We start from the raw sequence: 25,634 nt of genomic DNA, 5'->3' as shown, positions 1-25,634 counted from the left end.
AAACACGCCCTTCAATCCCTAACGCAAAACCATTTTTATAGAAATAAGTATATTTGATTTTATAATTCATCTTATGCAACTTCCCATCGGAAAAAAAGTTTACTTCTCTAGCGATAATCACTTAGGAGCGCCAACGCCAGAACTCAGCAAACCTCGAGAACTAAAGTTTATAGCTTGGTTAGAAGAAGTAAAACAAGATGCTGCGGCTATATTCTTGCTGGGAGATTTGTTCGATTTTTGGTTTGAATACAAACACGTTGTCCCAAAAGGTTTTGTTCGTGTTTTAGGGAAATTAGCAGAAATTAGAGACAGTGGCATTCCCATTTATTTTTTTGTTGGTAATCACGATCTTTGGATGGATGATTATTTTGAAAAAGAGCTGAATATCCCAGTTTATCATAAACCACAAGAATTCACTTTTAATAAAAAGAAATTTTTAATAGGTCACGGCGATGGTTTAGGTCCTGGTGACAAAGGTTATAAACGCATGAAAAAAGTGTTTACCAATCCGTTTTCAAAATGGCTTTACCGTTGGTTGCATCCAGATATTGGTGTGGCTTTAGCACAACACCTTTCGGTAAAAAACAAACTAATTTCTGGTGATGATGATGCTAAATTTTTAGGCGAAGAAAACGAATGGTTAGCGCAATATGCCAAACGAAAATTAGAAACCACGCATTACGATTTCTTTATTTTTGGACACCGGCATTTACCCATGAATATTAAAGTTGGTGAAAACTCTACCTATTTTAATTTAGGCGATTGGATAAATTATTATACCTATGGAGTTTTTGATGGTGAAAATTTTGAGGTAAAAAAGTTTAAAAATTAATTTTAATTAGCACAAAGTTCTAAATATTGCTGAAGCTCTAACTTAAAAATGGTAGCACCCAACAGCTCGTTAATAAAGTCTAATTCGTCTAGACTCACCGCCAAATCAATTTTTTCTGAAGGCGTTTTTAGTAGTAAACTCTTACAATTTCTAGACTGATGACAGTTTTCACAGCATTGTTGAGCTTCTACATTTAGAACTTTTTTTTGAAAACTTTTAATTTCTTCTAAAGTTAAAAGAAACCCTGTTTCTCTAAAAATGACTTGAATTTTCCCTTTTTTACCTTTCCAATGAAATGAAATTCCGAATTCATTTTTAAATAAAATACTTATGTCTTCTCCCATAATTAAAATCTGTTATTCAAAGATATTAATTATTTAGATTAATTCTAAACAAAAACAAGCTTTCTTTCTTTGTTCATTTGCAATAGGGATAGCAACGGAAATCCTTTTTCATTTGTCGCTTCGAGGCTTTCGACTCCGCTCAAGACTAGCTTAGTCGAGAAATATTGACAAATAAAAAAGATTGAAGTGAATAGCCCGACCTGAGCTTTTTTTAGCGAAGGGATTGCCCATATTAATTACCTAATATCTCTTAGTTTTAGTTGAAGAGAAACATTACCATTCCATTCGTTTTCATCGATAGAATAAACAGCATCGAAAGGTTTTTTATGCTGAATTAAAGGGAATTTATCGCCTAAGTTAAAGCCTATACCGCCTATAACATGTGGTTTTGGCAATTGCTGTACGCTACATTTTAAATGTGCTTGAGTTTGCCCTACTGCTTTTCCGTAGCCTGTATCGGTTAGGTTTTTTGTTAAAAAAATAGGACTCATATTTCCGGGACCGTAAGGAGCAAATTGTTTTAAAATTCTATAAAACTTGGGAGAGATTTCGTTTAAATTAAGTTCAAGATCGACATTAATTTCTGGCGTTAACAACTGTTTATCGATACTTTGACTTACTACTTCTTCAAATTTATTTTTAAATCCTTCATATTGTTCTTCAAGCAAGGTTAATCCGGCTGCATATTTATGTCCGCCAAACTGCTCGATATGATCTTGACAGGCTTCGAGTGCGTTGTAAACATCAAAACCTTTTACAGATCTTGCTGATGCTGCTAGTTTATCTCCGCTTTTGGTAAATACTAAGGTTGGTCGGTAATAGGTTTCGGTAAGTCTAGAAGCCACAATCCCAATTACGCCTTTATGCCAATGTTCGCCATAAACGACGGTCGTGAAGCGTTCTTGCTCTTTTAATTCTTCTATGAGTTGTAGTGCTTCTTCGGTAATGGTTCTATCGGCATCTTTACGTTCTGCATTGTAATTTTCTATTTCTCCTGCATATTTTTCAGCCAACTTTTCATCTTCTTCAACTAATAATTGCACGGCGTGTAGACCGTGTTTCATTCTTCCCGCAGCGTTGATTCTTGGAGCGATGATAAAAACCACATCGGTAATGGTAAGCGTTTCTTTTTTAACTTGATTTAAAATAGCTTTAAAACCAATGCGAGGTAAGGTGTTAATAATGTGCAAACCGTGATAAGCCAGTACTCGATTTTCACCTGTAATAGGAACAATATCTGCACCTATGGCCGTAGCGACTAAATCTAAATACGGTAATAATGTTTTTATGGTATTGCCTTGTTTTTCTTCTAAAGCTTGTATTAATTTAAAACCAACTCCGCAGCCACAGAGCTCTTTATAAGGATAATTGCAATCTTCCTGTTTTGGATCTAAAACAGCAATGGCATCTGGAATTTTTGCTCCTGGACGGTGATGATCGCAAATCACAAAATCTACTCCTTTTTCTTTAGCGTAAGCTACTTTTTCAACGGCTTTAATTCCGCAGTCTAAAGCGATAATTAATGAAATATCATTATCGGCGGCAAAGTCAATTCCTTGGTAAGAAACGCCATAACCTTCTGCATAGCGATCTGGAATATAGGTGGCAATTTGTGGTGTTCTTGTTTTTAGGTATGAGCTCATTAATGCCACACTCGTGGTTCCGTCTACATCATAATCGCCATAAACCATTATATTTTCTCCTTCTGCTAAAGCTTCTTCAATTCTTACTACGGCTTTCTCCATATCTTTCATCAGAAATGGATCATGCAAGTCTTCTAAACTGGGACGAAAAAACTTTTTAGCGGCTTCAAAAGTTTCTATACCTCGCTGAACTAACAAGGTAGCAATAGCTTTTTCTACACCTAAAGCTTGCTGAAGTTGTGCTACTTTTTCTTGATTTGGTAATGGTTTTAAAGTCCAGCGCATGGTTTTTTCTACAAATATAATGGGGTTTTTAAAGAGATAACTTAATCTTCGTTTAAAATCTCTTTTACTTTTTCTCGTAATTGAGGCACCACTTCTTCTTCAAACCACGGGTTCTTCATTCGCCAAAAACGATTTACAGGAGAAGGATGCGGCAACGGAAAATAAGTAGGTAGGTAATCTTGATATTCGCTAACGACTTCGGTTAGTTTTTTATCTTTAGAAAGATAATACTTATTTGCATAAGCCCCTATCAAAACAAACAACTTTGCATTTTTAAATTTTTCGATGACGGTTTTGTGCCATAATGGAGCACATTCTTTTCGGGGTGGTAAATCACCTGTTTTTGCTTTACCTGGATAACAAAAACCCATAGGGAAAACCGCAAAATTATCTTCATTATAAAAGGTTGTAGAATCGACATCTAACCATTCTCTTAATTTTTTTCCGCTCTGGTCATTCCACGCAATGCCAGATTCGTGCACCACTCTACCTGGTGCCTGACTTATTAATATAATTTTTGATCTTTCGTTTCCGCTAATAATAGGACGAGCTCCTAAAGGTAAATGTGGTTCACAAAAAGTGCAATCTCTAACTTCTTTTAGTAATTTTTTCAAAAAATAAATTTAATTATTAAGATAAGGAATTTTCTTGAAATTATATAGCAGAGTACGCTGGTAATAGTTGCTTTTATGTAATTTCGTGAGATAAATTATTTAAATATGAAGCAAGAGCTCGATATAAAATATAGAAATACATTACAAAACCTTATTATACTCTTAGTAGGTATTTTATTACTCGTGATTGGGTTTATTGCTTATTATTGGACGGAAGAGTTCTCTTACTTTTACCTCATCGTTCTTGCAAACATTCTAGTTCTATATGTATTAATTACGAGTCAGGTTAAGAAAGACCAAGTAGTTTACGATGCTGTTTTTATAAAATATAAACTGAATTCTACTCCAACCAAACGATTAAAAGTTGAAGAAATTAAAGGAGTTAAAAAAGAAGAAAACAATTTAATTATTCAACTTATCCAAGAGCGTGAATCTCAAATTGAGTTAGAAAACTATAGTGAAAATGCGATTGAAGAATTTAAAGATTTAATACAACAAATGGCCAACTACAATTCTAAAAAACTTAATTCTTAAAATTCAAAAAACAGTCCTCACTATCTTTTCTTGATAGTTTTTAAAAATTTTGAATGATTTTATGTAACAAATTTAAGTTACAATAGTCTATTATAATAGAGCAAGTTGCTTAAAACTAATTCATTAATCAAAAATCATTCATCATGAAAAAAACAATCATCACCGTAGCCTTAGCGTTCATCAGCTGTGTTACATTCGCAAACAACACTTATGAAGTTAATCCTGAAAAAACTACTTCTGAAGTTAGTTGGGAACAAAGTGCAGACCTTAGTTCTTTTTGTAAAGCTATTATGAAAGGCAACTTAGAAATGGTAAAACAATTAATTGAGTTTGGAGAAGATGTGAACGAAAAATCTCTAGGAAAAACTCCTGCCATGTATGCGGCACGTTACAACAAAGTTGATATTTTAAGACTTTTGATAGCCCACGGAGCAGATTTATCTACAAAGTCTGACGGAGAAAAATATACGGCAAAGAAATTTGCTGAACTTTCTAAAGCTACAGAAACGCTAGCTTTCCTAAATTCTGTAGAAAAATAAATTTTCTACTATAAAATTTAAAAAGTGGTTTACCTTTTATAAGGCAAACCACTTTTTTCTTTTAGTTTCTACCCTCTACAATGACCACAATTTCTCCTTTAGGAGCTTTTTGTTCGTAATGTTGTAAAACTTCAGTAACACTTCCGCGAACAGTTTCTTCATGAAGTTTGGTGATTTCTCGTGATACTGAAACTTTACGTTCAGCACCAAAATATTCTACAAAATGACCGAGAGTTTTTAGCAGTTTATGAGGAGACTCATAAAAAATCATGGTTCGAGTTTCTTCTGCTAAAATTTTTAATCGTGTTTGTCTTCCTTTTTTTGGCGGTAAAAAACCCTCAAATATAAATTTATCGTTGGGTAAACCGCTATTTACCAAAGCTGGGACAAAAGCAGTCGCGCCCGGTAAGCAATCGACTTCAATCTTATTTTCTACACAAGCTCTGGTCAATAAAAAACCAGGGTCAGAAATGGCCGGCGTTCCTGCATCGCTTATCAAAGCTGCGGTCTCTCCGTTTTGTATGCGCTTCAAAATTAAATCGACTGTTTTATGCTCGTTATGCATATGGTGACTATGCATGGGCGTGTTCACTTCAAAATGCTTGAGCAACTTTCCGCTATTGCGAGTATCTTCAGCAAGAATAAAGTCTACTTCTTTTAAAACTTTTACCGCTCTAAAAGTCATATCTTCTAAATTACCGATAGGTGTGGGAACTAAAAAAAGTTTAGCCATTAGTCGTATTTATTTTCGATGGCTTGTAAAAAGCGAGCTTCGTAAACTTCTTTATTTTCCCAATTGTTATAATCGGGTTTAATTTGTTGCTGAATAAACTGCTGTGCTTCTTCAAAATTTCCAATAGTATTTAATTGAGAAAGTACACGATTATAATCTGTTGCATTTCCATCAAAAAGATGTTTGATGTAAGCCAACCTATCGTTTAGACCAATATTGATGCCTTTTTTAAGTCGGTCATTTAATGATTTTCGTTCACCACCAAAATTCTTTTTGGTAGAATTTTCTTTAGGTTCAAATGCTGGGGTTTCATAGCTATCAAATAAATTTTGAAAGCCTAACGCTTCTTTTTCCTGCGGAAGATCTTCTGGTTTTGCCTCAGCTTGGGGTTGACTTGTATTTTTTTCTGAAGCTTGTTTAAGTTTTTCTTCTATTTCTTTTTTAGCTGCTAATCGCTCTTCATCTGGCGTTGGCTTAGAAGAATCTTTTTTTTGTACTGGTTCAAATTGCGGTAAATCGTCATAATGAACACCAAAATTTTGTTCAGACTTATTATTTTCAACTGGTTTTTCTTCTGGTGTTGGATTAATTTCTTTCATCACCTCATCGAGTTCATCTGCTTCTGGAAGCATTTGTGCCACCATATCTTTAATCATTTCGGTATGAGGTTCTGTAATGGTTTCTTTGTTATATTGCAAACCATCTGGACGTGCACTATCTTTAATGGCTTGTATTTTATCCATAGGCATTTCTGCCAAGATACTTTTTAGAATATCGGTATTCAACTCGATAATTCCTTCAGTATTGTGTTCTAATCCGTTTGGTGAGATGACTTCTTCCGAAGAAAGGCTTTCTTCAACAACCTTATTTTTTTCTTCTTGAGTTTCTGCTATTTTATCTTTTACATTTTGTAAACCAATGCTTGATTGTGCCCCATCAAAATGTTTTTCTGCGAAAGACAACACTGTTAGTTTCTCAAATAACACAGCGGTAATCGCTTTAAGCTCATGAATATCTTCTTTATTTTTCAGCTGTAATATTCTATGCGCTATGCTAATTAATTCGGCATGTAGGGACTTCTTCATAACTTTATGATTAACTTTTTTTATGCGGATGTATTTTTAGTAAATTTACCTTGCTTAAATGTAAACAGGATATTTCTGTTTTTAATGCTGAAAATTACAAAATGTTTCTTGAAAATACCGTAAATCACGAAGAGCAATTTGGATGGATTGAAGTAATTTGTGGAAGTATGTTCTCTGGAAAAACCGAAGAGCTGATTCGCCGATTAAAACGAGCCCAATTTGCCAAACAAAAAGTTGAAATTTTTAAACCTGCGTTAGATAAACGCTACGATGAAGAAATGGTAGTTTCCCACGATGAGAATGAAATCAGGTCTTCTCCCGTTCCTGCCGCTGCAAACATTAGAATACTAGCTGACGATTGTGATGTGGTTGGTATTGACGAGGCTCAGTTTTTTGATGAAGAAATTGTAAGTGTTTGTAACGATTTAGCCAATAAAGGGATTCGGGTTATTGTAGCTGGTTTAGATATGGATTTTAAGGGCAACCCCTTTGGGCCCATGCCAAACTTAATGGCTACCGCAGAGTATGTAACCAAGGTTCACGCGGTTTGTACAAGAACTGGTAATTTAGCGCAATATAGTTTCAGAAAATCGGCAAGTAAAGATCTTGTTTTACTTGGAGAAACCGAAGAGTATGAACCATTGAGTCGAGCTGCTTATTACAAAGCTATGTTGAATGAAAAAGTAAAAAAAATACAAGTTGATGGGATTGAAGAAATTACCAACAACAAAGAATAACTATGTCACAAACTTCAGAAACAGTTCTTGAGATTAATTTATCTGCCTTAGAACACAATTACAAATATTTACGTTCTCAAATAGCTCCAACTACCAAAATGTTAGGCGTGGTAAAAGCCTTTGCTTACGGAAGTGATGCCGTAGCAATTGCCAAACGTTTAGAAAAATTAGGGATTAATTATTTTGCAGTCGCTTACACTCAAGAAGGTGTTAGTTTAAGAAAAGGAGGCATCGAGAAGCCTATTTTAGTATTGCACCCACAATCTACTAATTTTGAAGAAGTCATCGAACATAATTTGTTCCCTAACATTTATAGTAAATATACACTTGGTGCTTTTATAAAAACCGCAGAAAAACTTCAGCTTAAAAAATATCCTATTCATTTAAAAATAAATACGGGATTAAATCGCTTAGGTTTTGATCCTGAAGAAGCGAATTGGATTACTGATAGAATAGCACAAACAGAAAGCGTAAAAATAGAAGGTATTTTCTCTCATTTAGCCGCTAGTGAAGATAAAGCCGAACGTGATTTTACAAAATATCAAATTGAAAACTACAAAAGCGCTTTAGATCAAATTTTACCAAAACTTGATTACAAACCTATTCGCCATCTATGTAACACTTCAGGAATTTTAAATTACCCAGAAGCGCATTACGATATGGTAAGAACTGGTATTGGGCTTTACGGTTTCGGAAATTCTGCAGAAGAAGATCAAAAACTTCAACCCGTTGCCACTTTAAAAACGATCATTTCTCAAATTCATCATATAAAAAAAGGTGAAAGTGTAGGTTATAACCGAGGTTTTAAAGCTGAAAAAGACACAAAAACAGCAACGCTTCCACTCGGTCATGCAGATGGTATCAATCGTATTTATGGCAAACAAAAAACTAAAGTTTTAATTAATGGACAACTAGCATCAATTATTGGGAATGTTTGTATGGATATGTTAATGATAGATATTAGCGAAATTGATTGCGAAGAAGGAGATGAAGTTATTCTCTTCGGAAAAGAAAAAAGCGCTGAAGAATTTGCGCATAATGCTGGTACCATTTCTTACGAACTTATTACATCGATTTCTCAGCGTGTTAAACGAAAAATAATAAATTAGAAATAAATCTATTTTTTGATTAATATAGTAGAATATTAATCAACTATTAAAAAAATTATGAGCTTTTTTTCTGATTTTAAAAAATTCTTAATGAAGGGTGACATTGTTGCTCTTGCGACAGCCGTTGTTATTGGTGCTGCTTTTAAAACAATTGTAGACTCTGTAGTAAAAGATGTCATTACACCCATTATTGGTTTACTAACTGGTGGAATAGATTTTACTAAAAAATTTATTGCTTTAGATGGTAACACTTATGAGTCTTTAGAAGTTGCTCGTGAAGCTAAAGCTGCTGTTATTACTTATGGTAATCTTATTCAAGCCTTCATTAACTTTATTATTGTAGGTTTATTTATATTTTTATTTTTAAAAGCTTACGAGAAAACGAAGCAAAAAGAAGATCCTAAACCTGTTGCTGCGCCTAAAGGGCCTACCCAAGAAGAGTTATTGGCAGAAATTAGAGACGAATTAAAGCGACAAAATACAGCCTCATAAACATACGTAGTAACCGCTACACTATTCATTTTTAAATCTAAACTCCGCTCGAAAGGCGGAGTCTTTTTTAGTTTTCAATCTATTAATACTAGGTTCTTCAATATTTTTTTGCCTAATATTACTTCCCGAAATAAGAGTCAAAAAAAGTCACTTTAGTATAATAAGTTAAATTAAAAATATGAATAAATTAATGTTTTTTTTGCTTACAAGCATTGTATTATGCTCATGCGATAGCGCTGAACATACACAAGTAATTCCAACAAAAAATAAGGCTATTGCTATTTATAATCAAGCCTATCAAGAAAACTTCGAAAAAGATAAAATCGAAGATATTATAGTAGAGGCACATAACGCTTATGTTTTAATAGATCCATTTCAAGAAAATGTAGCAGCTTCCATTTCTGCCCTTAAAGCCAACGGAAACGAAATTGGTGCCTATATAAGTATTGGTACTGGAGAAAATTATCGAGAAGATTTTTCTGCTTTGCAGCCTTACTTGGTAAATACTTCTTGGGGCGAATGGCCAGATGAATATTTTGTGAATTCAACCACTTCAGGCATTGTAGATATTATGAAATTACGCATAGATAAAATTGCCAATTGGGGTTGCGATTGGGTCGAATTTGACAATATGGATTGGTTTTATGATGATGATTTAAGAGCTACTTACGGCTTTGAAGTTACAGAAGCTTATTATCAAGAACTGTGTAATTACGTTCATCAAAAAGGAATGAAATGTATGGCAAAAAATACGGTCGAAAATGCTAATAATTTTGATGGTGTTTTGTATGAATCGTATAAAAATGAAAAAAACTGGTGGGATCAATCTGGGGCTCAAAACTTCTTAGATCATGGCAAATTAGTTATTATTAATCATTATAATGAAACTCATTGCCAACAAGTCTATGCAGAATATAAAGGAATATATAATGATAACCTATCATTTATATGTGAAGATGCCGCTTTGCAAAAATATGTTCATTTTAATGAGTAAACTAAAAAAAAAACTCACTTTTATGATTCCGCTTATCTAAAAAAAGCTCTGCTCTTTAGTGATTTTTAGCGATTACCCTAATAATTAAATCAAAAAAAGTTGTTTTACCGTGGTAGTTAAAACTGAATATAGCTATGGTCTTTTTATGTTTTTTAAGCAACTATTTTAAAACCGAATAATATCTTTGTAGTTAGTCAGAAAGACTTTAAAAAATATAAATTTTAGATCTCAGTACAAATGAAAGTAGCTGTTGTTGGAGCCACCGGAATGGTTGGCCAAGTGATGCTAAAAGTCTTAGCAGAAAGAAATTTTCCTTTAACCGAATTAATTCCTGTAGCCTCAGAAAAATCTGTAGGAAAAGAAATTGAGTTCAACGGAAAGAAATTTAAAGTCGTAAGCTTAGAAACCGCAGTACAACGAAAACCTGAGATCGCATTGTTTTCTGCCGGTGGAAATACTTCGTTAGAATGGGCGCCAAAATTTGCGGAAGCAGGAACTACCGTGATTGATAATTCTTCAGCTTGGCGAATGGATCCTACTAAAAAATTAGTAGTCCCAGAAATAAATGCTAGCAGCTTAACTAAAGAAGATAAAATTATTGCAAACCCTAACTGCTCTACAATTCAGTTGGTTTTGGCTTTAAAACCGCTTCACGATAAATTCAAAATAAAAAGAGCTATTGTCTCTACTTATCAATCTATTACCGGGACTGGAGTGAAAGCAGTACAGCAATTAGAAAATGAATATAAAGGTGAAAAAGGAGAAATGGCTTACCCTTATCCTATTCATAAAAACGCAATTCCGCACTGTGATGTTTTCTTAGAAAATGATTATACCAAAGAAGAAATGAAGCTAACGCACGAAACTAAGAAAATCTTAGATGATGATGCAGTTTTAGTTTCAGCAACTGCAGTTAGAATTCCTGTTGTTGGTGGCCATAGCGAATCTGTTAATATTGAATTTGAAAACGATTTTGATATTGCTGAAGTGAAAGCAACTTTAAAAGATTATCCTGGGATTACTCTACAAGATAATCCTGCTGTAAATACCTACCCAATGCCAATTTACGCTGAAGGAAAAAATGATGTGTTTGTAGGTAGAATACGTAAAGATCATTCGCACCCGCGTGCCATTAATATGTGGATTGTTGCTGATAATTTAAGAAAAGGAGCAGCTACCAATGCTGTGCAAATCGCAGAATATTTAATTACTCAAAATGTATAATTTAAATAGGGTAGCTAAATAAAAGCTATTCATTTTAATATTGTATGATAACATAATATAATTTACCTTCTCTAAGTTTTAAGAATTTTAACACTTAGGGGAGGTTTTCTTTTATAGTTTTGCATCATGCGATTATCTACTCATGTAAAACATATCCTTTCTTGGGTGTTTCTTGTTACTTTTATACTTATAAAAGTTTCAGGCTTACATGGTATTACCCATACTAATGATAAAGACGATGCTAAAGATTGCGTTTGGTGTCATTTAGCGGGTACAGATCAAAATACACCTTTAATTGCTGCAGATACAATTTTTGATTTTCAAGAAATTCTTGTTCAAGAAACCACTTTAGTAATTAATAATTACAAATCTATATCGACAGAAAAAACTCCTTTCTGTCTTATTTTCAACAAACCACCCCCTTTTTACAAGGCCTCATAAATTTAGACTGAAAAAATAAGCTTTACTTTAGCTTCAATTTTCGGTTATGGTAAATTTCTCTTTAAAGCTTTAAATACAATTAACTATCAAACTGCATAAGTTTTGAGTTTAATTGCATTTCACAATTATCGTTCATCATTCAATATATTATTATTCTGAATGTGTTAGAAAATTACCACCTCACTAATCTTTATAAAATTAAATTCAAAATGAAAACTGTACTATCAGTGATCATCACTTTGGTGGTAGGTTTATCCCTACAAGCCCAAAACTGCGATTATACACTTACTGGAAAATTAATAGACGAACATAATGGCGAGCCGCTAATAGATGCTGTCATTCAAGTGATCGATACTGAAATTGAAGTCTATGCTGATTTTGATGGAAATTTTAAAATTGAAAAATTATGTATAGGAAAAATTGAGTTGAAGGTTACTCACCCCGAGTGTCAAGATTTAATTTACCCTATACTTATTGAAGGTGATACTTTTGAAACTATTAAACTTGAACACCATTGGAAAGAATTAGAAAAGATATTATTACAAGGAAGTTCCGTAGAAAGAAGTAACCTTAATCGAGAAATTGTTAATAAAGATTACATTACACAAGAATATACAGGATCACTCTCTACGAGTATAGAAAAGCTACCTGGAGTAAACGCTATGGAGGTAGGCGCTGGTATTTCTAAACCTATTATTAGAGGCTTAGGTCTTAACCGAGTTGCAGTAAGCGAAAACGGAATTAATCAAGCCGGACAACAATGGGGAGCAGATCACGGCTTAGAATTAGATGCGCTTGCCGTAGAAAACTTAGAAGTAATTAAAGGCGTTGCAGCTATTGAATATGGAAGCGATGCTATTGGCGGAGTTTTAAAAATAGACAATAATAAAGCTCCAATCGATGATGGAATTTCAGGTAGTGCTTCTTCCATCGCAAAATCTGTAAACCAAACTATAGGAGGCTCTTTTAACCTTAATTATAAGGCTAAACGGTTTTTTGTAAAAACTAGAGTTACAGGATTATCCTATGCAGATTATAAATTACCGGCAGATACCATTAATTACCTCAATTTTAAACTTCCAGTATTTGATGAGGAGTTGAAAAACACCGCAGGTAAAGAATTAGACTGGAATATACAAACTGGTTATTTAGGTGATAATTTTAAAAGCACCTTAAGTATGAGTAATGTGTATCAAAAATCTGGTTTTTTTCCTGGAGCACACGGTATTCCTTCTATCGAACGCGTTCAGCCTGATGGGGATCGCAGAAATATTGGCTACCCTTATCAGCGAGTAAATCATTTTAAACTCATAAATAACAATACATTTTCTATAAATAAAGAAGCTAAATTGATTGTAAATTTGGGGTATCAAAAAAATCACCGACAGGAGTGGAGTTTATTTCATACTCACTACGGCAACCAACCACCCCCAGAAAATAACCCTAATTTAGAGTTAGATTTTAATTTAGAAACCTACGATGCTAAAGTAAAATGGGAACAGAAATTTTCTGAACAACACACTACTAACTTAGGAATAGAAGGGAGATGGCAAGACAATAGCATTTCCGGATTCAATTTTTTACTTCCCAAATACGATGCGCAAAATTATGCTGCCTTTTTAACCCACGAGTATAAAGTATCTAACTCTACCTTATGGAGTCTAGGAGTTCGTTATGATTTTGGAAAAGTACATTTAAACGAATACTACGATAATTATTTGTATGATTATATTATCCAAAATGGAGAATCTCAAGAACGCGCCAGTTCTTATGCAGAAAGAAGTCCTAATTTAGATCGAAATTTTGGTAATTTCAATGTGATGTTAGGAGGATTATTTTCTTGGAATAAATTTTCTTTAAACGCTAATATTGGTACAAACTTTAGACTACCAACACCTATAGAATTGGGTGCTAACGGTATACATCACGGGTCGTTTAGACATGAACAAGGAGATCCAGATTTAGACCCCGAAGAAGGCTATGTCGGCGATATAGAAATAACTTATAAAGATGCCGATTTCTTGGTAAGTGTAAATCCTTATGTTTATTATTTTGACAATTATATTTTTCTTCAACCTACCAAAACTTTTTCATTATTGCCACACTCTGGTCAGTTGTATAAATATAGCCAGTCAAGAGCTTTACTTAGTGGGGTTGAAGTTAGCTTACAGAAAACATTTTTTAATCAATTAAAAACTCAGGTGGTTGGTGAATACTTATACAACCAGCAACTTACATCAGATAGTTCTAGAGATTACCCACTACCATTTACGCCAGCTAATAACCTTTATGCAGAAGTAGGGTATTCTTTTAATAATCAAGGGTCGATTCTTCAAGATTCAGAAGTCTATGCCAATACTAGAATGACGATGGAACAAGATAGAATAGCACAGGGAGAATTGGTAACTCCGGGTTATGCGCTCTTTGGTTTAGGTGTTAAAAAGAGCTTTAATTTATTTGAAAAACAAAGCTCCGTACACCTACAAGTATCTAATTTATTTAATAAAAAATATTTTAAACATACTAGCTTCTATAGGCGTTTACAAATTCCTGAGCTTTCAAGAAATATTCAACTAACGCTACAAGTTCCTTTTTAATTGAAGAGGTTTAAACAACATATTAATTTATTATTAATAGCGGTTTTTATAAGCGCTCAGCTTTTTGTGCCTTTACATTTCTTTGTCATTAAACACGAAGTTAATTTTTCACAAAATTCTTCAGACAATGTAAACGTAGAGCAGTTTAAAAAAACTAACTTAAGAAACCACGAGTGCAGTATTTTTCATTTATGGAAAAACAATTGGTTTCTATTAAGTTCAGAAATAAAACAGCAACATCAATTTACCCCACAAAGAAACCTCTTATCATTTATAAGAGTTAGCCACACACAAAGCCCTTTTGTTTATTATTATTTAAGAGGTCCGCCTAGTTTAGCTTGATTAACAACACATAAAATAGAAACAGATTACCCATAATTTAAAATAAATAAAATGAAACTTAATAAAAATATATATTACCTATTTACCCTCATTACGATACTAGGACTAGCTTCTTGTAGCAGTGATGATGATTCTAGTAACGGACTTGACAATCTACCTCCAGTAATTTCTATTAATGAACCTACACAAGATGAAGCTGTAGCTGTTGGTGGCGAAGTTCACCTTGATGTAGATTTAGAAGATGATGTAGAATTAGCTTCTTACAAAATTGATGTACATAATGATTTTGACGGTCATACTCACACGAGCAGACCTAGTTCTATTCAGCAAACTCTACCTTGGGCTTTATCGCAAACGGAAGAACTAGAAGCTGGACAAACAGCACACCATATTCACAAACATTTAGAAGTTCCTGCAAATGCGGCAGAAGGCGCTTACCACGTTGGGATTATTGCTTTAGATCAAGCAGGAAACCAATCTGAAGCTTACGTGAAAATTATTGTAGGTGAAGACCATAGTGGTGAAGATCACGGTATCACCATTACTTCTATTGAAACAGAAGATGCTCCAAAAGGTGGTGAATTACACTTAGAAGCTGCTATTACAGCAGAACACGGTATTCAAACTGTTTCTGTAAACATTCACGATCACGGTTTACAACCATCAGGAGATGAAGAAAACTGGGCATTTAATGTTGATTTCACTGATTATAGTGGTGCTAGTGCTTCTTTTTATGAACATATTGATGTACCTGCAAATGCAACTCCAGGAGAATATCATATGACAATTACTGTAATTGATGCTGAAGGACATACTCATGCCGAAAGTGCTCACATTCATGTTACTGAAACTGGTAACGATGCAACTGCTATACAATTTTCAGGATTAGACATTCCTGCAACTATTGCTGCAGGAACAGAAATGCATGCAGAAGCAACAATTACCGCAGATCACGGTGTTCATCTTGTTCATGTACATATTCACTCAGAAGCTGGAAACGGTTGGTCTTTTGAAGAAGATTACACTAATTATGACGGACAAACTACCGCTAACTTCCATGAGCATATTGATATTCCTGCAAGTGCAGCTGCTGGAGAATATCATTTTGAGCTAGAAGTAAAAGATGAAGAAGGAAACACAAATTCTACATCTACACATTTCGATATTAATTAATAAACCCTAAGTATCAAGTTAAAAACCAAGATTGGGAAACCAATCTTGGTTTTAATTTATAAGCCTATGAGAAAGTATTTTTTATTATTATTTATCATTAGTTTTTTTTCTATTTCAGCTCAAAATAGTTTTGAGTTTGAAGGAAAAAAATTAACTCCCGGAAGTAAAGAAAGGTTTTTAATTCCAGTTCAATATCAAGAGAACCTAACAACACATATTCCTGTTACGGTAATTAATGGACGAAATTCTGGTCCTGTTTTAGGGATTACAGCTGGTGTTCATGGTTCTGAATATGTACCCATTATGGCAGCTCGAGCGTTTGCCAATGAAGTTGATCCTAAAGAAATTTCTGGTACAATTATTTTAGTTAACATTACCAATCTAGCTTCGTTTTTAGAACGTAGTGTACGCGTAAACCCCATCGATAGAAAAAACATTAATAGAAGTTTCCCCGGAAATATGGAAGGTTCTGTTTCAGAAAAAATTGCCGCCATCATTTCTTCAAAAATTATAGCTAGATCAGATTACTTTATAGATTTACATGCAGGTGATGCTAATAATGACCTTATGGCGTATGCGGGTTATTACAATTACGATTACAAAAAAGAAGTCTCTAAAAAATCTCTTGGTCTTGCAAAAGCTTTAGGTTTTGATATTATTGTTCAGTTTGGAAACACCAATAAAATTGAAGGAAAATCTACCTATTGTTCTAGAGAAGCTTTTATGAGAGGTATTCCTGCAGCAGATATTGAATGCGGCAGAAAAGGCCTTATAGAACCTCAAAATGTAGAGCGCATAAAATCTGGTTTGTCTAATGTTCTAAAGCATTTAGAAATAAGTACAGGAGAAGCTTTTTACCCTAAAGAAAACCTCATAGTAAGCAAGCGCGAAAGTGTAAACAGTAATTATGATGGTTTTTTTCAGAGTAAAATTAAATCTGGGCAATACCTTAAAAAAGGAATGAAAATTGGCGAAGTAACCGATTTTTTTGGTGAAACTTTAGAAGAAATTTACGCTCCTTGTGATGGCTTTGTACTCTATAAAAGTTACAACCCGCCCATAAAAAAAGATCAAATACTTTTTAGTATTGCTGTTACCGATTAAATCTAAAACCTCATTCACCAATGAGGTTTTTATATTTTAAATGTCTAGTTAACTTATATTTTAATTAAATTTGAATCTCTCTCATACAATTTATATGAAAAAAATAATAATTCCATTTATGGTTTTAGCCTTAGTGGCTTGCCATGATTCGAAAGAAAAAGAAGAAAATTCAACAAAAGAAATTGCTTTGAAATATCCTGAAACAAAAAAAGTAGATACGGTCACCAATTATTTTGATACCGAAGTAAAAGATCCTTACCGTTGGTTAGAAGATGACCGTAGTGAAGAAACTGAGGCTTGGGTAAAAAAAGAGAATAAAGTTACTTTTAATTACCTCAGTCAAATTCCTTATCGCGATTCTTTAAAAGAACGCCTTTCAACGTTATGGAATTATGAAAAAATAGGAGCTCCTTCTAAAGAAGGTGATTATACTTATTTCAGCAAAAATGATGGTTTACAAAACCAATATGTAATTTATCGCTATAAAACTGGAGAAGATCCATCTACCGCAGAAGTATTTTTAAACCCTAATAAATTTAGTGAAGACGGTACAACTTCATTAGGCGGAATGAGTTTTTCTGAAAACGGAAATTTACTAGCTTATTCAATTTCTGAAGGCGGTAGCGATTGGCGAAAAGTAATGATCATGAATGCTGAAACAAAAGAAATAACAGAAGATACGCTCGTCGATATTAAATTTAGCGGAATGTCTTGGAAGGGCGACGAAGGTTTTTTCTATTCTAGCTACGACAAACCTAAAGGAAGTGAACTTTCAGCAAAAACAGATCAACATAAATTATATTATCACAAATTAGGAACTCCACAAAAAGAAGACAAATTGATTTTTGGCGGTACCGAAGCTGAAAAACACCGCTACGTAGGCGGAAGTGTGACTGAAGATAACAAATACTTAATTATTAGAGCCAGTACTTCTACCTCTGGAAACAAGTTGTTTCTAAAAGATTTATCAAAACAAAACTCTCCACTTAAAACCATTATCGGAAACACCGACACCGATACGTATGTCATCGAAAATAAAGACAATAAGCTCTTTTTGGTAACCAACTATAATGCACCAAATAAAAAAATTGTCACGGTAGATGCGGCAAATCCAAGTTCAGATAATTGGACAGATTTTATAGCAGAAACAGAAAATGTTTTGAGTCCTTCAACAGGTGGTGGTTACTTTTTTGCTGAATATATGAAAGATGCCGTATCTGTAATTAAGCAGTACGATTACGAGGGTAAATTGGTTAGAGATGTTGAACTTCCAGGTATTGGTAGCGTTGGCGGTTTTGGCACTAAAAAAGAAGAAAAAGAATTATATTATTCTTTTACCAATTACATTACACCAGGAAGTATTTACAAATACAATATTGAAAAAGGAACTTCTGAATTATACAGAAAACCTAAAATCGATTTTCAATCAGAAAAATACGAAAGTAAGCAAGTCTTTTTCACTTCTAAAGATGGCACAAAAGTTCCCATGATTATTACTTATAAAAAAGGAATAGAACTTAATGGTAAAAACCCAACCATTCTTTATGGTTACGGCGGTTTCAACATTAGCTTAACGCCCTCTTTCAGTATCGCAAATGCCGTTTGGATGGAACAAGGTGGTATTTATGCTGTACCTAATCTTCGTGGTGGAGGCGAATACGGGAAAAAATGGCACGATGCCGGTATTAAAACCAAAAAGCAAAATGTGTTTGATGATTTTATTGCTGCTGCAGAATATTTAATTGAAAACGACTACACGTCTAGCGATTATTTAGCCATTCGCGGTGGTTCTAACGGAGGTTTACTTGTTGGCGCTACAATGACGCAACGACCACAATTAATGAAAGTCGCATTACCAGCAGTAGGTGTTTTAGATATGTTGCGCTACCATACGTTTACTGCCGGAGCAGGTTGGGCTTACGATTACGGAACTGCAGAAGATTCTAAAGAAATGTTTGATTATTTATATAAATACTCTCCCGTACATAATGTAAAAGAAGGTACAGCATATCCAGCAACTTTAGTGACAACAGGAGATCATGACGATCGTGTTGTCCCAGCGCATAGTTTTAAATTTGCTGCAGAATTACAAGCCAAACAAACTGGTAATAATCCCGTATTAATTAGAATTGAAACCAACGCTGGTCACGGTGCAGGAACTCCGGTAAGTAAAACCATCGAGCAATATGCAGATATTTTTGGCTTTACTCTATGGAATATGGGCTTTGAAAATTTACCTAAGGAATAAAAATCAATAGTACTCCAAAAAACTTCATCTTGAAATTATTTCAAGATGAAGTTTTTTGTTTTTTAAATATCTTTACTGAAGTATAATTAAAATTAAAAGTTAGTTCGAATAATTCAATGAAGCTAAAAGGAGGCAAATCGTATCAAGAACTATTACAAAAAACAACTTCTCAATACTATTATTTTTCGCTATCGCTAAAACAATCACTCGAAGTGACTAAAACCAATAAATGTAGAGCCATAACTAACATACTAATCCTGCTGAATAAACTTTAATTCTTTTCTAGTAGTCGCAACCTCCATCAAAGCTTGATAAATATAATTAGCCACTTTCACTTCACCTGAAATATTAAGAGTGTCAATCGTATCGGTAGGTTGGTGGTAATTTTCGTTTCCGCCAGTATGAATTCCGAGCACAGAAATTCCTTTTTTATAAAAAGAAACGTGATCTGAACCACCTACACTACCAGCGTGGACTACAGGGCTTAATTCATTAGGTTCTCCTAGACTTTTCATCAATTCGACTCCGCCGAGAAAAGTTCCGGCGCCACCCATATACACTTGGGATTTTTCATTTAAACTTCCCAACATATCCATATTAATCATCAATTTGATGTTATTTAGCGGAACTATAGGATTTTCAACAAAAAACTGACTCCCCAACAATCCTTGCTCTTCGGCTCCAAAGGCAATAAAAATGATACTCCGTTTAAGCTCTTTCTCGTGAGCTTTCACTTTTTCAGCAATTTCTAATAAAGCTGCAACTCCGCTCGCATTATCGTCTGCACCATGATAGATGCTATCGCCTTTTATTCCTAAATGATCGTAATGAGCGCCCAAGATAATCACTTCGCTTTTTAAACTAGAATCGTTTCCTTCAATTAAACCTAAAACATTATACGTGGAAACTATAGTATTATCTTTTCTCTTTTTCGCCTCAAATTCTTGTACTAAAACAGAAATTTGATGCTTGCTAAAATCATTTACTAGATAATTAACGACAGTATCATTTTCAGAAGTTCCTGGATAGCGGCCTTTTAATTCATCTGAACTTAAAAATTCAATATGATTTTTTAATTCTAACTCAGTTATTTCTTCTTGAGCAATAGCTAGAACACTTTCTAATAATAAAAATAGAAATAGAAAAGACTTCATCTGTAATTTTTGAAGTAAAGATACACACTTTCAAAATTCAAGTTTCTAACACTTATCTTTGCCTAAAATTGCTTAATCATGTTAAACGTAAACGAAGTTACTTTTGCTTACCAAAATAAAAATACTTTAAAAAGCATCAATTTTTCGGTTGAAAAAGGTGCACATACCTGTATTATTGGAGAAAGTGGTTGCGGAAAAAGCACCTTACTTAAAACGATTTACGGTTTACTCGATTTAGATGAAGGAAACATTTATTGGAATAATGAGCAAGTTTTAGGACCGGCCTATAATTTAGTGCCAGGTCATGAAAAAATGAGGTACTTAGCACAAGAAGATCATTTAATGCCTTATACTACGGTATCAGAAAATATTCAAAAACATTTAAGCAGACAGCAAGCCGAATTTAGTGAACAACGTACACAAGAGCTTTTAGAAGTGATTGATATGACCGCTTTTGCAAAGAGTAAAGTGAAAAATTTAAGTGGCGGACAAAAACAGCGTGTAGCATTAGCACAAGTATTGGCCAAAGAACCAGAGTTGCTTTTATTGGATGAACCTTTTAATTTTATAGATAATTTTAGAAAAAATAAGCTTCGTCGAGATTTTTTCAACTACCTTAAAAAACAGGAAATCACCTGTATTTTTGCTACCCACGATAGTACCGATATGTTAGGCTTTGCAGACCAAGCCTTGGTGATGAAAGAAGGTGAGTTACTGGCTAATGATTCTTCTGAAAATCTCTTTAATTTTCCGCCTAGCAAATACATTGCTTCGTTGTTTACAGAAGTAAATGAATTAGATCTACAGCTTTTTGAAGGGTTTAAAGAAGATGGAAAAGTTTTAATTTATCCTAGAGAGCTAACGGTTGCTGCTCATGGTAATTTGAAAGTTAACGTCATCAAATCTTATTTTAACGGAAGTGATTATTTTGTGGAGGCCAATTGTAAAAATTCAGCTTTAGTATATTTTAATTCCGATAAATTATTAGATGAATTTTCTACGGTAACAATTTATTGTAAGGAAGAGTTATTGATTAAACGTTTGCAAAAAGATTAAACAACTTCCTTAATGCTAATTTTTTTATCTTGAAAAACAATACTTTCTCCGATTTGCTTGCCTAACAATAGTTTACCGATAGGTGAATTTAGCCCGATGGCATAAAACTTTTCATTTTCTAAGGCTATTTCACCTGCTGGAATGGCGATAAAGTAATTGGCTTGATTGGTTTTCACAATACTACCCAATTGAATACTTGCTGAAGGTTTTCTATTAGCGATTAAATTTAATACTTCGTTTAATTTTTTAAACTCCTGCAATTGATTTTGAAGTTTATTAATCTCTGTATTAATCATTTCTCGAGAAGTTTCATACTTATCGCCTGCACTACTTTTAATTTCATTCCCTAAATCATGTTCCAATTCTCTAATTGATTTCTCTAAACGCTCTGTTCGCTGTTTTACATACTCTGTACATAACCTTAAAAGTTGTTCTTTTAATTTCATTTCTTCTTCTATTGCTTATTCAGTTGTAAAGGCCCATAATAACGCATTTGCTTAGCGATCCAGTTTTTTCTAGACTGTATGTAGACCGAAGCAGGATTTGCATTATAACGCATCGGATTTGGTAAAATAGCAGCGATAGCAGCTGCTTCTTGAATTTTAAGTAGTGAAGCCTTTCTTTTAAACCAGTATTGTGAAGCTGCTTCTGCACCATAAACTCCGTTACCCATTTCTATACTATTTAGATATACTTCTAAAATACGCTCTTTATCCCAAATGGTTTCAATAAGAAAAGTAAAATAAACTTCAAAACCTTTTCTTACCCAAGTTCTGCTAGGCCATAAAAAAACGTTCTTTGCGGTTTGCTGACTAATTGTACTGGCCCCGCGAACGCGGTTTCCTTTTTTATTATTTTCGATAGCTTTTTCAATCGCCTGCATATCAAAACCATGGTGTTTTACAAAATTTTGATCTTCACTGCAAATCACCGCCTTTTGTAAGTTAACCGAAATGTTTTCTAAAGGTTCCCAATCGTGTTGCCATAATTCTCTTTTTTCTGAAGGAGTTTCAAAATAACGAATTACCATTAAAGGCGTTATAGGAACTGGAACCCATTTAAAAACTAATACAGAAAGTATAGATATTACGAAAAACCAAATGAGAAATTTAAATATAAGTTTAAATAATTTTTTAATCAATGCTCTATTTTTATTCTAATGTAATTATAATCTTAGATTATTAGTTGGTTCGTTAGTTTTTATTTGCGTTAGGGATGGGAGCGGCATCCTTTTTTAGATTTTGTGACAAGCAAAAATCTAAAAAAGATATAGCGTACAGCCCGACCCGCAGGGAAACGCCCAAACTAAAAAAACCCTCGAAAAATTCGAGGGTTTTAGGTGATATAAAATATATAATTTACTCTTCGTCTTTATATTTATCATCCATCACAAAATCTTCCATAAACTTTGTGGTATAGTTTCCTGAAATATAAGCAGGATCTTCCATTAATTGTCTGTGGAAAGGGATGGTTGTTTTAATACCTTCAATCACAAACTCATTTAAAGCACGTTTCATTTTATTGATGGCTTCTTCTCTAGTTTGCGCTGTGGTAATTAATTTTGCAATCATCGAATCATAGTTTGGCGGAATAGCATAACCACTATAAACGTGAGTATCTATACGAACTCCGTGACCTCCTGGTGCGTGTAAATTAGTAATTACACCTGGTGATGGTCTAAACCCATTGTAAGGATCTTCTGCATTAATACGACATTCGATAGAGTGTAATTTTGGATAGTAATTTTTACCAGAAATTGGCACTCCTGCTGCTACTAAAATTTGCTCTCTAATTAAATCGTAATCAATTACTTGCTCCGTAATAGGATGTTCTACCTGAATACGGGTATTCATCTCCATAAAATAGAAATTACGATGCTTGTCTACTAAGAACTCTACTGTTCCTGCTCCTTCATATTTAATATATTCTGCAGCTTTAACTGCAGCATTTCCCATTTTTTCACGAAGGTCATCGGTCATAAATGGTGAAGGTGTTTCTTCGGTTAATTTTTGATGACGTCGTTGTACAGAACAATCTCTTTCTGATAAATGACAAGCTTTACCTCTGCTGTCTCCAACAATTTGTATTTCAATATGGCGAGGCTCTTCGATAAGCTTTTCCATATACATCCCATCGTTTCCAAAGGCTGCTGCCGATTCTTGTCTTGCAGAGTTCCAAGCATCTTCTAAGTTTTCTTCTTTCCAAACGGCGCGCATTCCTTTACCACCACCACCAGCAGTAGCTTTTAGCATCACTGGAAAGCCCATATCTTTGGCTACTTTTAAACAGTCTGCATAATCTGAAAGAATACCTTCAGAACCTGGAACACAAGGAACTCCTGCAGCTTTCATAGTTGCTTTTGCAGTAGCCTTATCTCCCATTTTTTCAATCATTTCTGCACTTGCACCAATAAATTTAATATCGTGCTCTTCACAAATCTTAGAGAATTTTGCGTTTTCTGATAAAAACCCATATCCTGGATGAATTGCATCTGCATTGGTGATTTCTGCAGCTGAAATAATATTTGGTATTTTTAAATAAGACTCATTACTGGGTGCTGGACCAATACAAACCGCCTCATCAGCAAAACGAACATGTAAACTATCTACATCTGCTTTAGAGTATACGGCAACAGTTCTGATGCCCATCTCTTTACAGGTTCTAATTACTCGTAAAGCAATTTCTCCTCTATTAGCAATTAATATTTTTTTAAACATCGCTTGAAGTTTTAATTTTTAGATCTAAATTTTAAATTCTTTTAAGTTAGCAGGGCTACATTTAAAATTGAAACTTAAAATTTATTATGATGGATCTACTAAGAAAAGTGGCTGATCAAATTCTACCGGAGAAGAATCATCGACCAATACTTTTACAATTTTACCACTAACTTCACTTTCAATTTCATTAAAAAGTTTCATGGCTTCAATCACACAAACAACGTCACCTTCTTTAATGCTATCTCCTACTTCTGCAAAAACAGGTTTGTCTGGAGAAGGCTTACGGTAAAAAGTACCAATAATTGGAGACTTTACTGTGATGTATTTAGCATCGTCTTCTTCTTTGGTAGGAGCTGCTTGCTCTGAAGGTGCAGCTTCTGTTTGAGGGGCTGCTTGTTGCATAGGTTGTGCTTGCATTTGCGGCGCCTGTTGCATACCTCCCATAGGAATTTGCTGTACGATGGTTGTTTCTTTTTCTTCTGAAGAAGTTTTAATGGTAATTTTTATATCATCCATTTCTAACTTAACTTCACTTGCTCCAGATTTGGCAACAAATTTTATTAAATTTTGAATTTCCTTTAATTCCATAATTATAAGGTGTTTGTCATTTTAATAGTTAAGAGTTATAAGCCCATTTTAAGTAGATAGATCCCCACGTGAATCCGCCTCCAAATGAAGCAAAAACTAAATTATCTCCTTTCTTAAATTTACTTTCAAAATCGCTCAATAGTAAAGGTAATGTTGCTGAAGTGGTATTTCCATAGCGTTGAATATTCATCAACACTTTTTCGTCAGGTAGCCCCATTCTATTGGCGGTTGCGTCTATAATTCTTTTATTGGCTTGATGCGCTACTAACCAGTTAACATCGCTTTCAGTGAGCTGGTTTCTTTCCATAATTTTAGCACTTACCTCCGCCATATTAGAAACAGCATATTTAAATACACTCTTGCCATCTTGATGTACAAAATGTTGTCTATTAGCAACGGTTTCTTCACTCGCTGGAAGTAAAGAACCTCCTGCGTCAATCTTTAAAAAATTTCTGCCAATTCCATCACTTCTAAGGTATTCATCTTGTAAACCTAAACCTTCTTCATTAGGCTCAAAAAGACAAGCACCTGCACCATCACCAAAGATAATGCAGGTTGCCCTGTCTGTATAATCTATAATTGATGACATTTTATCTGCCCCAATCACTAATATTTTTTTATAGCGTCCAGATTCTATATAGCTCGCTGCGGTAGACATACCGTATAAGAAGCTAGAACAGGCTGCTTGTAAATCGTATGAAAATGCATTCACAGCGCCAATTGCAGATGCGGTATAAGCTCCTGTTGAAGCGACCATTAAATCTGGTGTTGCTGTTGCAAATATTACAAGATCAATCTCTTCTGGATTAATATTATTTTTTTCTATAAGGTTTTGGGCTGCTTGAATTCCTAAATATGAAGTCCCTTTAGTAGGGTCTTTAAGAATTCTTCTTTCTTTGATACCTGTTCTGGACATAATCCATTCATCATTGGTATCTACCATTTCTTCCAACATTTTATTAGTTAGAATATGGTCTGGAACATAAGATCCAACAGCGGTTATTGCCGCGCTAATTTTGTTCATATAATAGGGTTTATACCACAAAAAT

At 34.0% G+C, this 25,634-nt stretch carries 25 protein-coding genes; 14 read left to right on the top strand and 11 right to left on the bottom strand.

Features of this window, described 5'->3' with window-relative positions:
* Positions 1-73 precede the first annotated feature (73 nt).
* Positions 74-832, top strand: a complete 759-nt coding sequence (locus tag KW502_RS07430) for a UDP-2,3-diacylglucosamine diphosphatase (RefSeq protein ID WP_219039916.1) — start codon at positions 74-76, stop codon at positions 830-832.
* 2 nt (positions 833-834) lie between these two features.
* Here the strand turns inward: KW502_RS07430 and KW502_RS07425 are convergent, their stop codons facing one another.
* From KW502_RS07425 to KW502_RS07415, 3 genes are all read right to left on the bottom strand, one after another.
* The gene (locus KW502_RS07425; protein ID WP_219039915.1) at positions 835-1,176 is read right to left on the bottom strand and encodes a hypothetical protein; all 342 of its coding nucleotides are present in this window, start codon (positions 1,174-1,176) and stop codon (positions 835-837) included.
* Between the two features lie 236 nt (positions 1,177-1,412).
* Positions 1,413-3,104 (bottom strand): single-stranded-DNA-specific exonuclease RecJ, encoded by a 1,692-nt coding sequence (recJ, locus tag KW502_RS07420; RefSeq protein ID WP_219039914.1) that lies wholly within the window; start codon positions 3,102-3,104, stop codon positions 1,413-1,415.
* A gap of 41 nt (positions 3,105-3,145) precedes the next feature.
* Positions 3,146-3,718, bottom strand: coding sequence for a uracil-DNA glycosylase family protein (locus KW502_RS07415; RefSeq protein ID WP_219039913.1), 573 nt, complete (start codon positions 3,716-3,718; stop codon positions 3,146-3,148).
* A gap of 105 nt (positions 3,719-3,823) precedes the next feature.
* On the opposite strand from KW502_RS07415, the gene KW502_RS07410 reads away from it, so the two are divergent.
* Both KW502_RS07410 and KW502_RS07405 read left to right on the top strand, forming a co-directional pair.
* On the top strand, positions 3,824-4,252 hold the full coding sequence (locus KW502_RS07410; protein WP_219039912.1) for a hypothetical protein: 429 nt from the start codon (positions 3,824-3,826) through the stop codon (positions 4,250-4,252).
* Positions 4,253-4,395: 143 nt separating this feature from the next.
* On the top strand, positions 4,396-4,791 hold the full coding sequence (locus KW502_RS07405; RefSeq protein WP_219039911.1) for an ankyrin repeat domain-containing protein: 396 nt from the start codon (positions 4,396-4,398) through the stop codon (positions 4,789-4,791).
* 61 nt (positions 4,792-4,852) lie between these two features.
* Here KW502_RS07405 and rsmI read toward each other — a convergent pair whose 3' ends face one another.
* Both rsmI and KW502_RS07395 read right to left on the bottom strand, forming a co-directional pair.
* Positions 4,853-5,524, bottom strand: coding sequence for a 16S rRNA (cytidine(1402)-2'-O)-methyltransferase (gene rsmI / locus KW502_RS07400; protein WP_219039910.1), 672 nt, complete (start codon positions 5,522-5,524; stop codon positions 4,853-4,855).
* Positions 5,524-6,609 carry a DUF8457 domain-containing protein gene (locus KW502_RS07395; RefSeq protein ID WP_219039909.1) on the bottom strand — a complete coding sequence of 362 codons (1,086 nt, stop codon included), beginning with the start codon at positions 6,607-6,609 and terminating at the stop codon, positions 5,524-5,526. Before KW502_RS07395 ends, rsmI begins: the two co-directional genes overlap by 1 nt.
* Positions 6,610-6,710: 101 nt before the next feature.
* On the opposite strand from KW502_RS07395, the gene KW502_RS07390 reads away from it, so the two are divergent.
* The 10 genes from KW502_RS07390 to KW502_RS07345 all read left to right on the top strand — a co-directional run bounded on the left by KW502_RS07390 (position 6,711) and on the right by KW502_RS07345 (position 19,070).
* Positions 6,711-7,346: a thymidine kinase gene (locus tag KW502_RS07390; protein ID WP_219039908.1), complete on the top strand. Its 636-nt coding sequence runs from the start codon at positions 6,711-6,713 to the stop codon at positions 7,344-7,346.
* Between the two features lie 2 nt (positions 7,347-7,348).
* Positions 7,349-8,455, top strand: a complete 1,107-nt coding sequence (alr, locus tag KW502_RS07385) for an alanine racemase (protein ID WP_219039907.1) — start codon at positions 7,349-7,351, stop codon at positions 8,453-8,455.
* A 57-nt stretch (positions 8,456-8,512) separates the two neighbouring features.
* Positions 8,513-8,947: a large conductance mechanosensitive channel protein MscL gene (mscL, locus tag KW502_RS07380; protein ID WP_219039906.1), complete on the top strand. Its 435-nt coding sequence runs from the start codon at positions 8,513-8,515 to the stop codon at positions 8,945-8,947.
* A gap of 178 nt (positions 8,948-9,125) precedes the next feature.
* On the top strand, positions 9,126-9,941 hold the full coding sequence (locus KW502_RS07375; protein WP_219039905.1) for an endo alpha-1,4 polygalactosaminidase: 816 nt from the start codon (positions 9,126-9,128) through the stop codon (positions 9,939-9,941).
* Positions 9,942-10,178: 237 nt separating this feature from the next.
* Positions 10,179-11,165 carry an aspartate-semialdehyde dehydrogenase gene (locus KW502_RS07370; RefSeq protein ID WP_219039904.1) on the top strand — a complete coding sequence of 329 codons (987 nt, stop codon included), beginning with the start codon at positions 10,179-10,181 and terminating at the stop codon, positions 11,163-11,165.
* Positions 11,166-11,291: 126 nt separating this feature from the next.
* On the top strand, positions 11,292-11,606 hold the full coding sequence (locus KW502_RS07365) for a hypothetical protein (protein ID WP_219039903.1): 315 nt from the start codon (positions 11,292-11,294) through the stop codon (positions 11,604-11,606).
* A gap of 209 nt (positions 11,607-11,815) precedes the next feature.
* Complete coding sequence (locus KW502_RS07360) at positions 11,816-14,203, top strand: TonB-dependent receptor (protein ID WP_219039902.1); 2,388 nt, start codon at positions 11,816-11,818, stop codon at positions 14,201-14,203.
* 393 nt (positions 14,204-14,596) lie between these two features.
* Positions 14,597-15,718 (top strand): DUF4625 domain-containing protein, encoded by a 1,122-nt coding sequence (locus KW502_RS07355; RefSeq protein WP_219039901.1) that lies wholly within the window; start codon positions 14,597-14,599, stop codon positions 15,716-15,718.
* A 66-nt stretch (positions 15,719-15,784) separates the two neighbouring features.
* On the top strand, positions 15,785-16,822 hold the full coding sequence (locus KW502_RS07350; RefSeq protein ID WP_219039900.1) for a succinylglutamate desuccinylase/aspartoacylase family protein: 1,038 nt from the start codon (positions 15,785-15,787) through the stop codon (positions 16,820-16,822).
* Between the two features lie 94 nt (positions 16,823-16,916).
* Positions 16,917-19,070, top strand: coding sequence for a prolyl oligopeptidase family serine peptidase (locus tag KW502_RS07345; protein WP_219039899.1), 2,154 nt, complete (start codon positions 16,917-16,919; stop codon positions 19,068-19,070).
* Between the two features lie 251 nt (positions 19,071-19,321).
* On the opposite strand, the gene KW502_RS07340 is transcribed toward KW502_RS07345, so the two are convergent.
* A complete protein-coding gene (locus KW502_RS07340; protein WP_219039898.1) occupies positions 19,322-20,224 on the bottom strand; it encodes a M28 family metallopeptidase in 903 nt (300 codons plus the stop codon).
* A 78-nt stretch (positions 20,225-20,302) separates the two neighbouring features.
* On the opposite strand from KW502_RS07340, the gene KW502_RS07335 reads away from it, so the two are divergent.
* On the top strand, positions 20,303-21,280 hold the full coding sequence (locus KW502_RS07335; protein WP_219039897.1) for an ABC transporter ATP-binding protein: 978 nt from the start codon (positions 20,303-20,305) through the stop codon (positions 21,278-21,280).
* Here the strand turns inward: KW502_RS07335 and KW502_RS07330 are convergent.
* The 5 genes from KW502_RS07330 to KW502_RS07310 form a co-directional block, all read right to left on the bottom strand.
* Positions 21,277-21,726, bottom strand: a complete 450-nt coding sequence (locus KW502_RS07330; RefSeq protein ID WP_219039896.1) for a transcription elongation factor — start codon at positions 21,724-21,726, stop codon at positions 21,277-21,279. The genes KW502_RS07335 and KW502_RS07330 overlap by 4 nt on opposite strands.
* Positions 21,727-21,734: 8 nt before the next feature.
* The gene (gene mtgA, locus KW502_RS07325; RefSeq protein WP_219039895.1) at positions 21,735-22,421 is read right to left on the bottom strand and encodes a monofunctional biosynthetic peptidoglycan transglycosylase; all 687 of its coding nucleotides are present in this window, start codon (positions 22,419-22,421) and stop codon (positions 21,735-21,737) included.
* Between the two features lie 217 nt (positions 22,422-22,638).
* Complete coding sequence (gene accC, locus KW502_RS07320) at positions 22,639-23,997, bottom strand: acetyl-CoA carboxylase biotin carboxylase subunit (RefSeq protein WP_219039894.1); 1,359 nt, start codon at positions 23,995-23,997, stop codon at positions 22,639-22,641.
* A gap of 84 nt (positions 23,998-24,081) precedes the next feature.
* Complete coding sequence (gene accB / locus KW502_RS07315) at positions 24,082-24,585, bottom strand: acetyl-CoA carboxylase biotin carboxyl carrier protein (protein WP_219039893.1); 504 nt, start codon at positions 24,583-24,585, stop codon at positions 24,082-24,084.
* A 28-nt stretch (positions 24,586-24,613) separates the two neighbouring features.
* On the bottom strand, positions 24,614-25,609 hold the full coding sequence (locus tag KW502_RS07310; RefSeq protein ID WP_219039892.1) for a beta-ketoacyl-ACP synthase III: 996 nt from the start codon (positions 25,607-25,609) through the stop codon (positions 24,614-24,616).
* Positions 25,610-25,634 lie beyond the last annotated feature (25 nt).

Source organism: Mesonia aestuariivivens (assembly GCF_019311235.1).
In the GTDB taxonomy this organism is placed as follows: Bacteria; Bacteroidota; Bacteroidia; order Flavobacteriales; family Flavobacteriaceae; genus Mesonia; species Mesonia aestuariivivens.
Note: the sequence above shows the minus strand (reverse complement) of the source record. Positions and strands in the feature narration are given on the sequence as shown.

What these genes read in the sequence shown, in the direction of transcription:
- KW502_RS07430 (WP_219039916.1), top strand. Translation starts at nt 74, where the DNA reads ATGCAACTTCCCATCGGAAAAAAAGTTTACTTCTCTAGCGATAATCAC.
- KW502_RS07425 (WP_219039915.1), bottom strand. Translation starts at nt 1,176, where the DNA reads ATGGGAGAAGACATAAGTATTTTATTTAAAAATGAATTCGGAATTTCA.
- recJ (WP_219039914.1), bottom strand. Translation starts at nt 3,104, where the DNA reads ATGCGCTGGACTTTAAAACCATTACCAAATCAAGAAAAAGTAGCACAA.
- KW502_RS07410 (WP_219039912.1), top strand. Translation starts at nt 3,824, where the DNA reads ATGAAGCAAGAGCTCGATATAAAATATAGAAATACATTACAAAACCTT.
- KW502_RS07405 (WP_219039911.1), top strand. Translation starts at nt 4,396, where the DNA reads ATGAAAAAAACAATCATCACCGTAGCCTTAGCGTTCATCAGCTGTGTT.
- rsmI (WP_219039910.1), bottom strand. Translation starts at nt 5,524, where the DNA reads ATGGCTAAACTTTTTTTAGTTCCCACACCTATCGGTAATTTAGAAGAT.
- KW502_RS07395 (WP_219039909.1), bottom strand. Translation starts at nt 6,609, where the DNA reads ATGAAGAAGTCCCTACATGCCGAATTAATTAGCATAGCGCATAGAATA.
- KW502_RS07390 (WP_219039908.1), top strand. Translation starts at nt 6,711, where the DNA reads ATGTTTCTTGAAAATACCGTAAATCACGAAGAGCAATTTGGATGGATT.
- alr (WP_219039907.1), top strand. Translation starts at nt 7,349, where the DNA reads ATGTCACAAACTTCAGAAACAGTTCTTGAGATTAATTTATCTGCCTTA.
- mscL (WP_219039906.1), top strand. Translation starts at nt 8,513, where the DNA reads ATGAGCTTTTTTTCTGATTTTAAAAAATTCTTAATGAAGGGTGACATT.
- KW502_RS07375 (WP_219039905.1), top strand. Translation starts at nt 9,126, where the DNA reads ATGAATAAATTAATGTTTTTTTTGCTTACAAGCATTGTATTATGCTCA.
- KW502_RS07370 (WP_219039904.1), top strand. Translation starts at nt 10,179, where the DNA reads ATGAAAGTAGCTGTTGTTGGAGCCACCGGAATGGTTGGCCAAGTGATG.
- KW502_RS07365 (WP_219039903.1), top strand. Translation starts at nt 11,292, where the DNA reads ATGCGATTATCTACTCATGTAAAACATATCCTTTCTTGGGTGTTTCTT.
- KW502_RS07360 (WP_219039902.1), top strand. Translation starts at nt 11,816, where the DNA reads ATGAAAACTGTACTATCAGTGATCATCACTTTGGTGGTAGGTTTATCC.
- KW502_RS07355 (WP_219039901.1), top strand. Translation starts at nt 14,597, where the DNA reads ATGAAACTTAATAAAAATATATATTACCTATTTACCCTCATTACGATA.
- KW502_RS07350 (WP_219039900.1), top strand. Translation starts at nt 15,785, where the DNA reads ATGAGAAAGTATTTTTTATTATTATTTATCATTAGTTTTTTTTCTATT.
- KW502_RS07345 (WP_219039899.1), top strand. Translation starts at nt 16,917, where the DNA reads ATGAAAAAAATAATAATTCCATTTATGGTTTTAGCCTTAGTGGCTTGC.
- KW502_RS07340 (WP_219039898.1), bottom strand. Translation starts at nt 20,224, where the DNA reads ATGAAGTCTTTTCTATTTCTATTTTTATTATTAGAAAGTGTTCTAGCT.
- KW502_RS07335 (WP_219039897.1), top strand. Translation starts at nt 20,303, where the DNA reads ATGTTAAACGTAAACGAAGTTACTTTTGCTTACCAAAATAAAAATACT.
- KW502_RS07330 (WP_219039896.1), bottom strand. Translation starts at nt 21,726, where the DNA reads ATGAAATTAAAAGAACAACTTTTAAGGTTATGTACAGAGTATGTAAAA.
- accC (WP_219039894.1), bottom strand. Translation starts at nt 23,997, where the DNA reads ATGTTTAAAAAAATATTAATTGCTAATAGAGGAGAAATTGCTTTACGA.
- accB (WP_219039893.1), bottom strand. Translation starts at nt 24,585, where the DNA reads ATGGAATTAAAGGAAATTCAAAATTTAATAAAATTTGTTGCCAAATCT.
- KW502_RS07310 (WP_219039892.1), bottom strand. Translation starts at nt 25,609, where the DNA reads ATGAACAAAATTAGCGCGGCAATAACCGCTGTTGGATCTTATGTTCCA.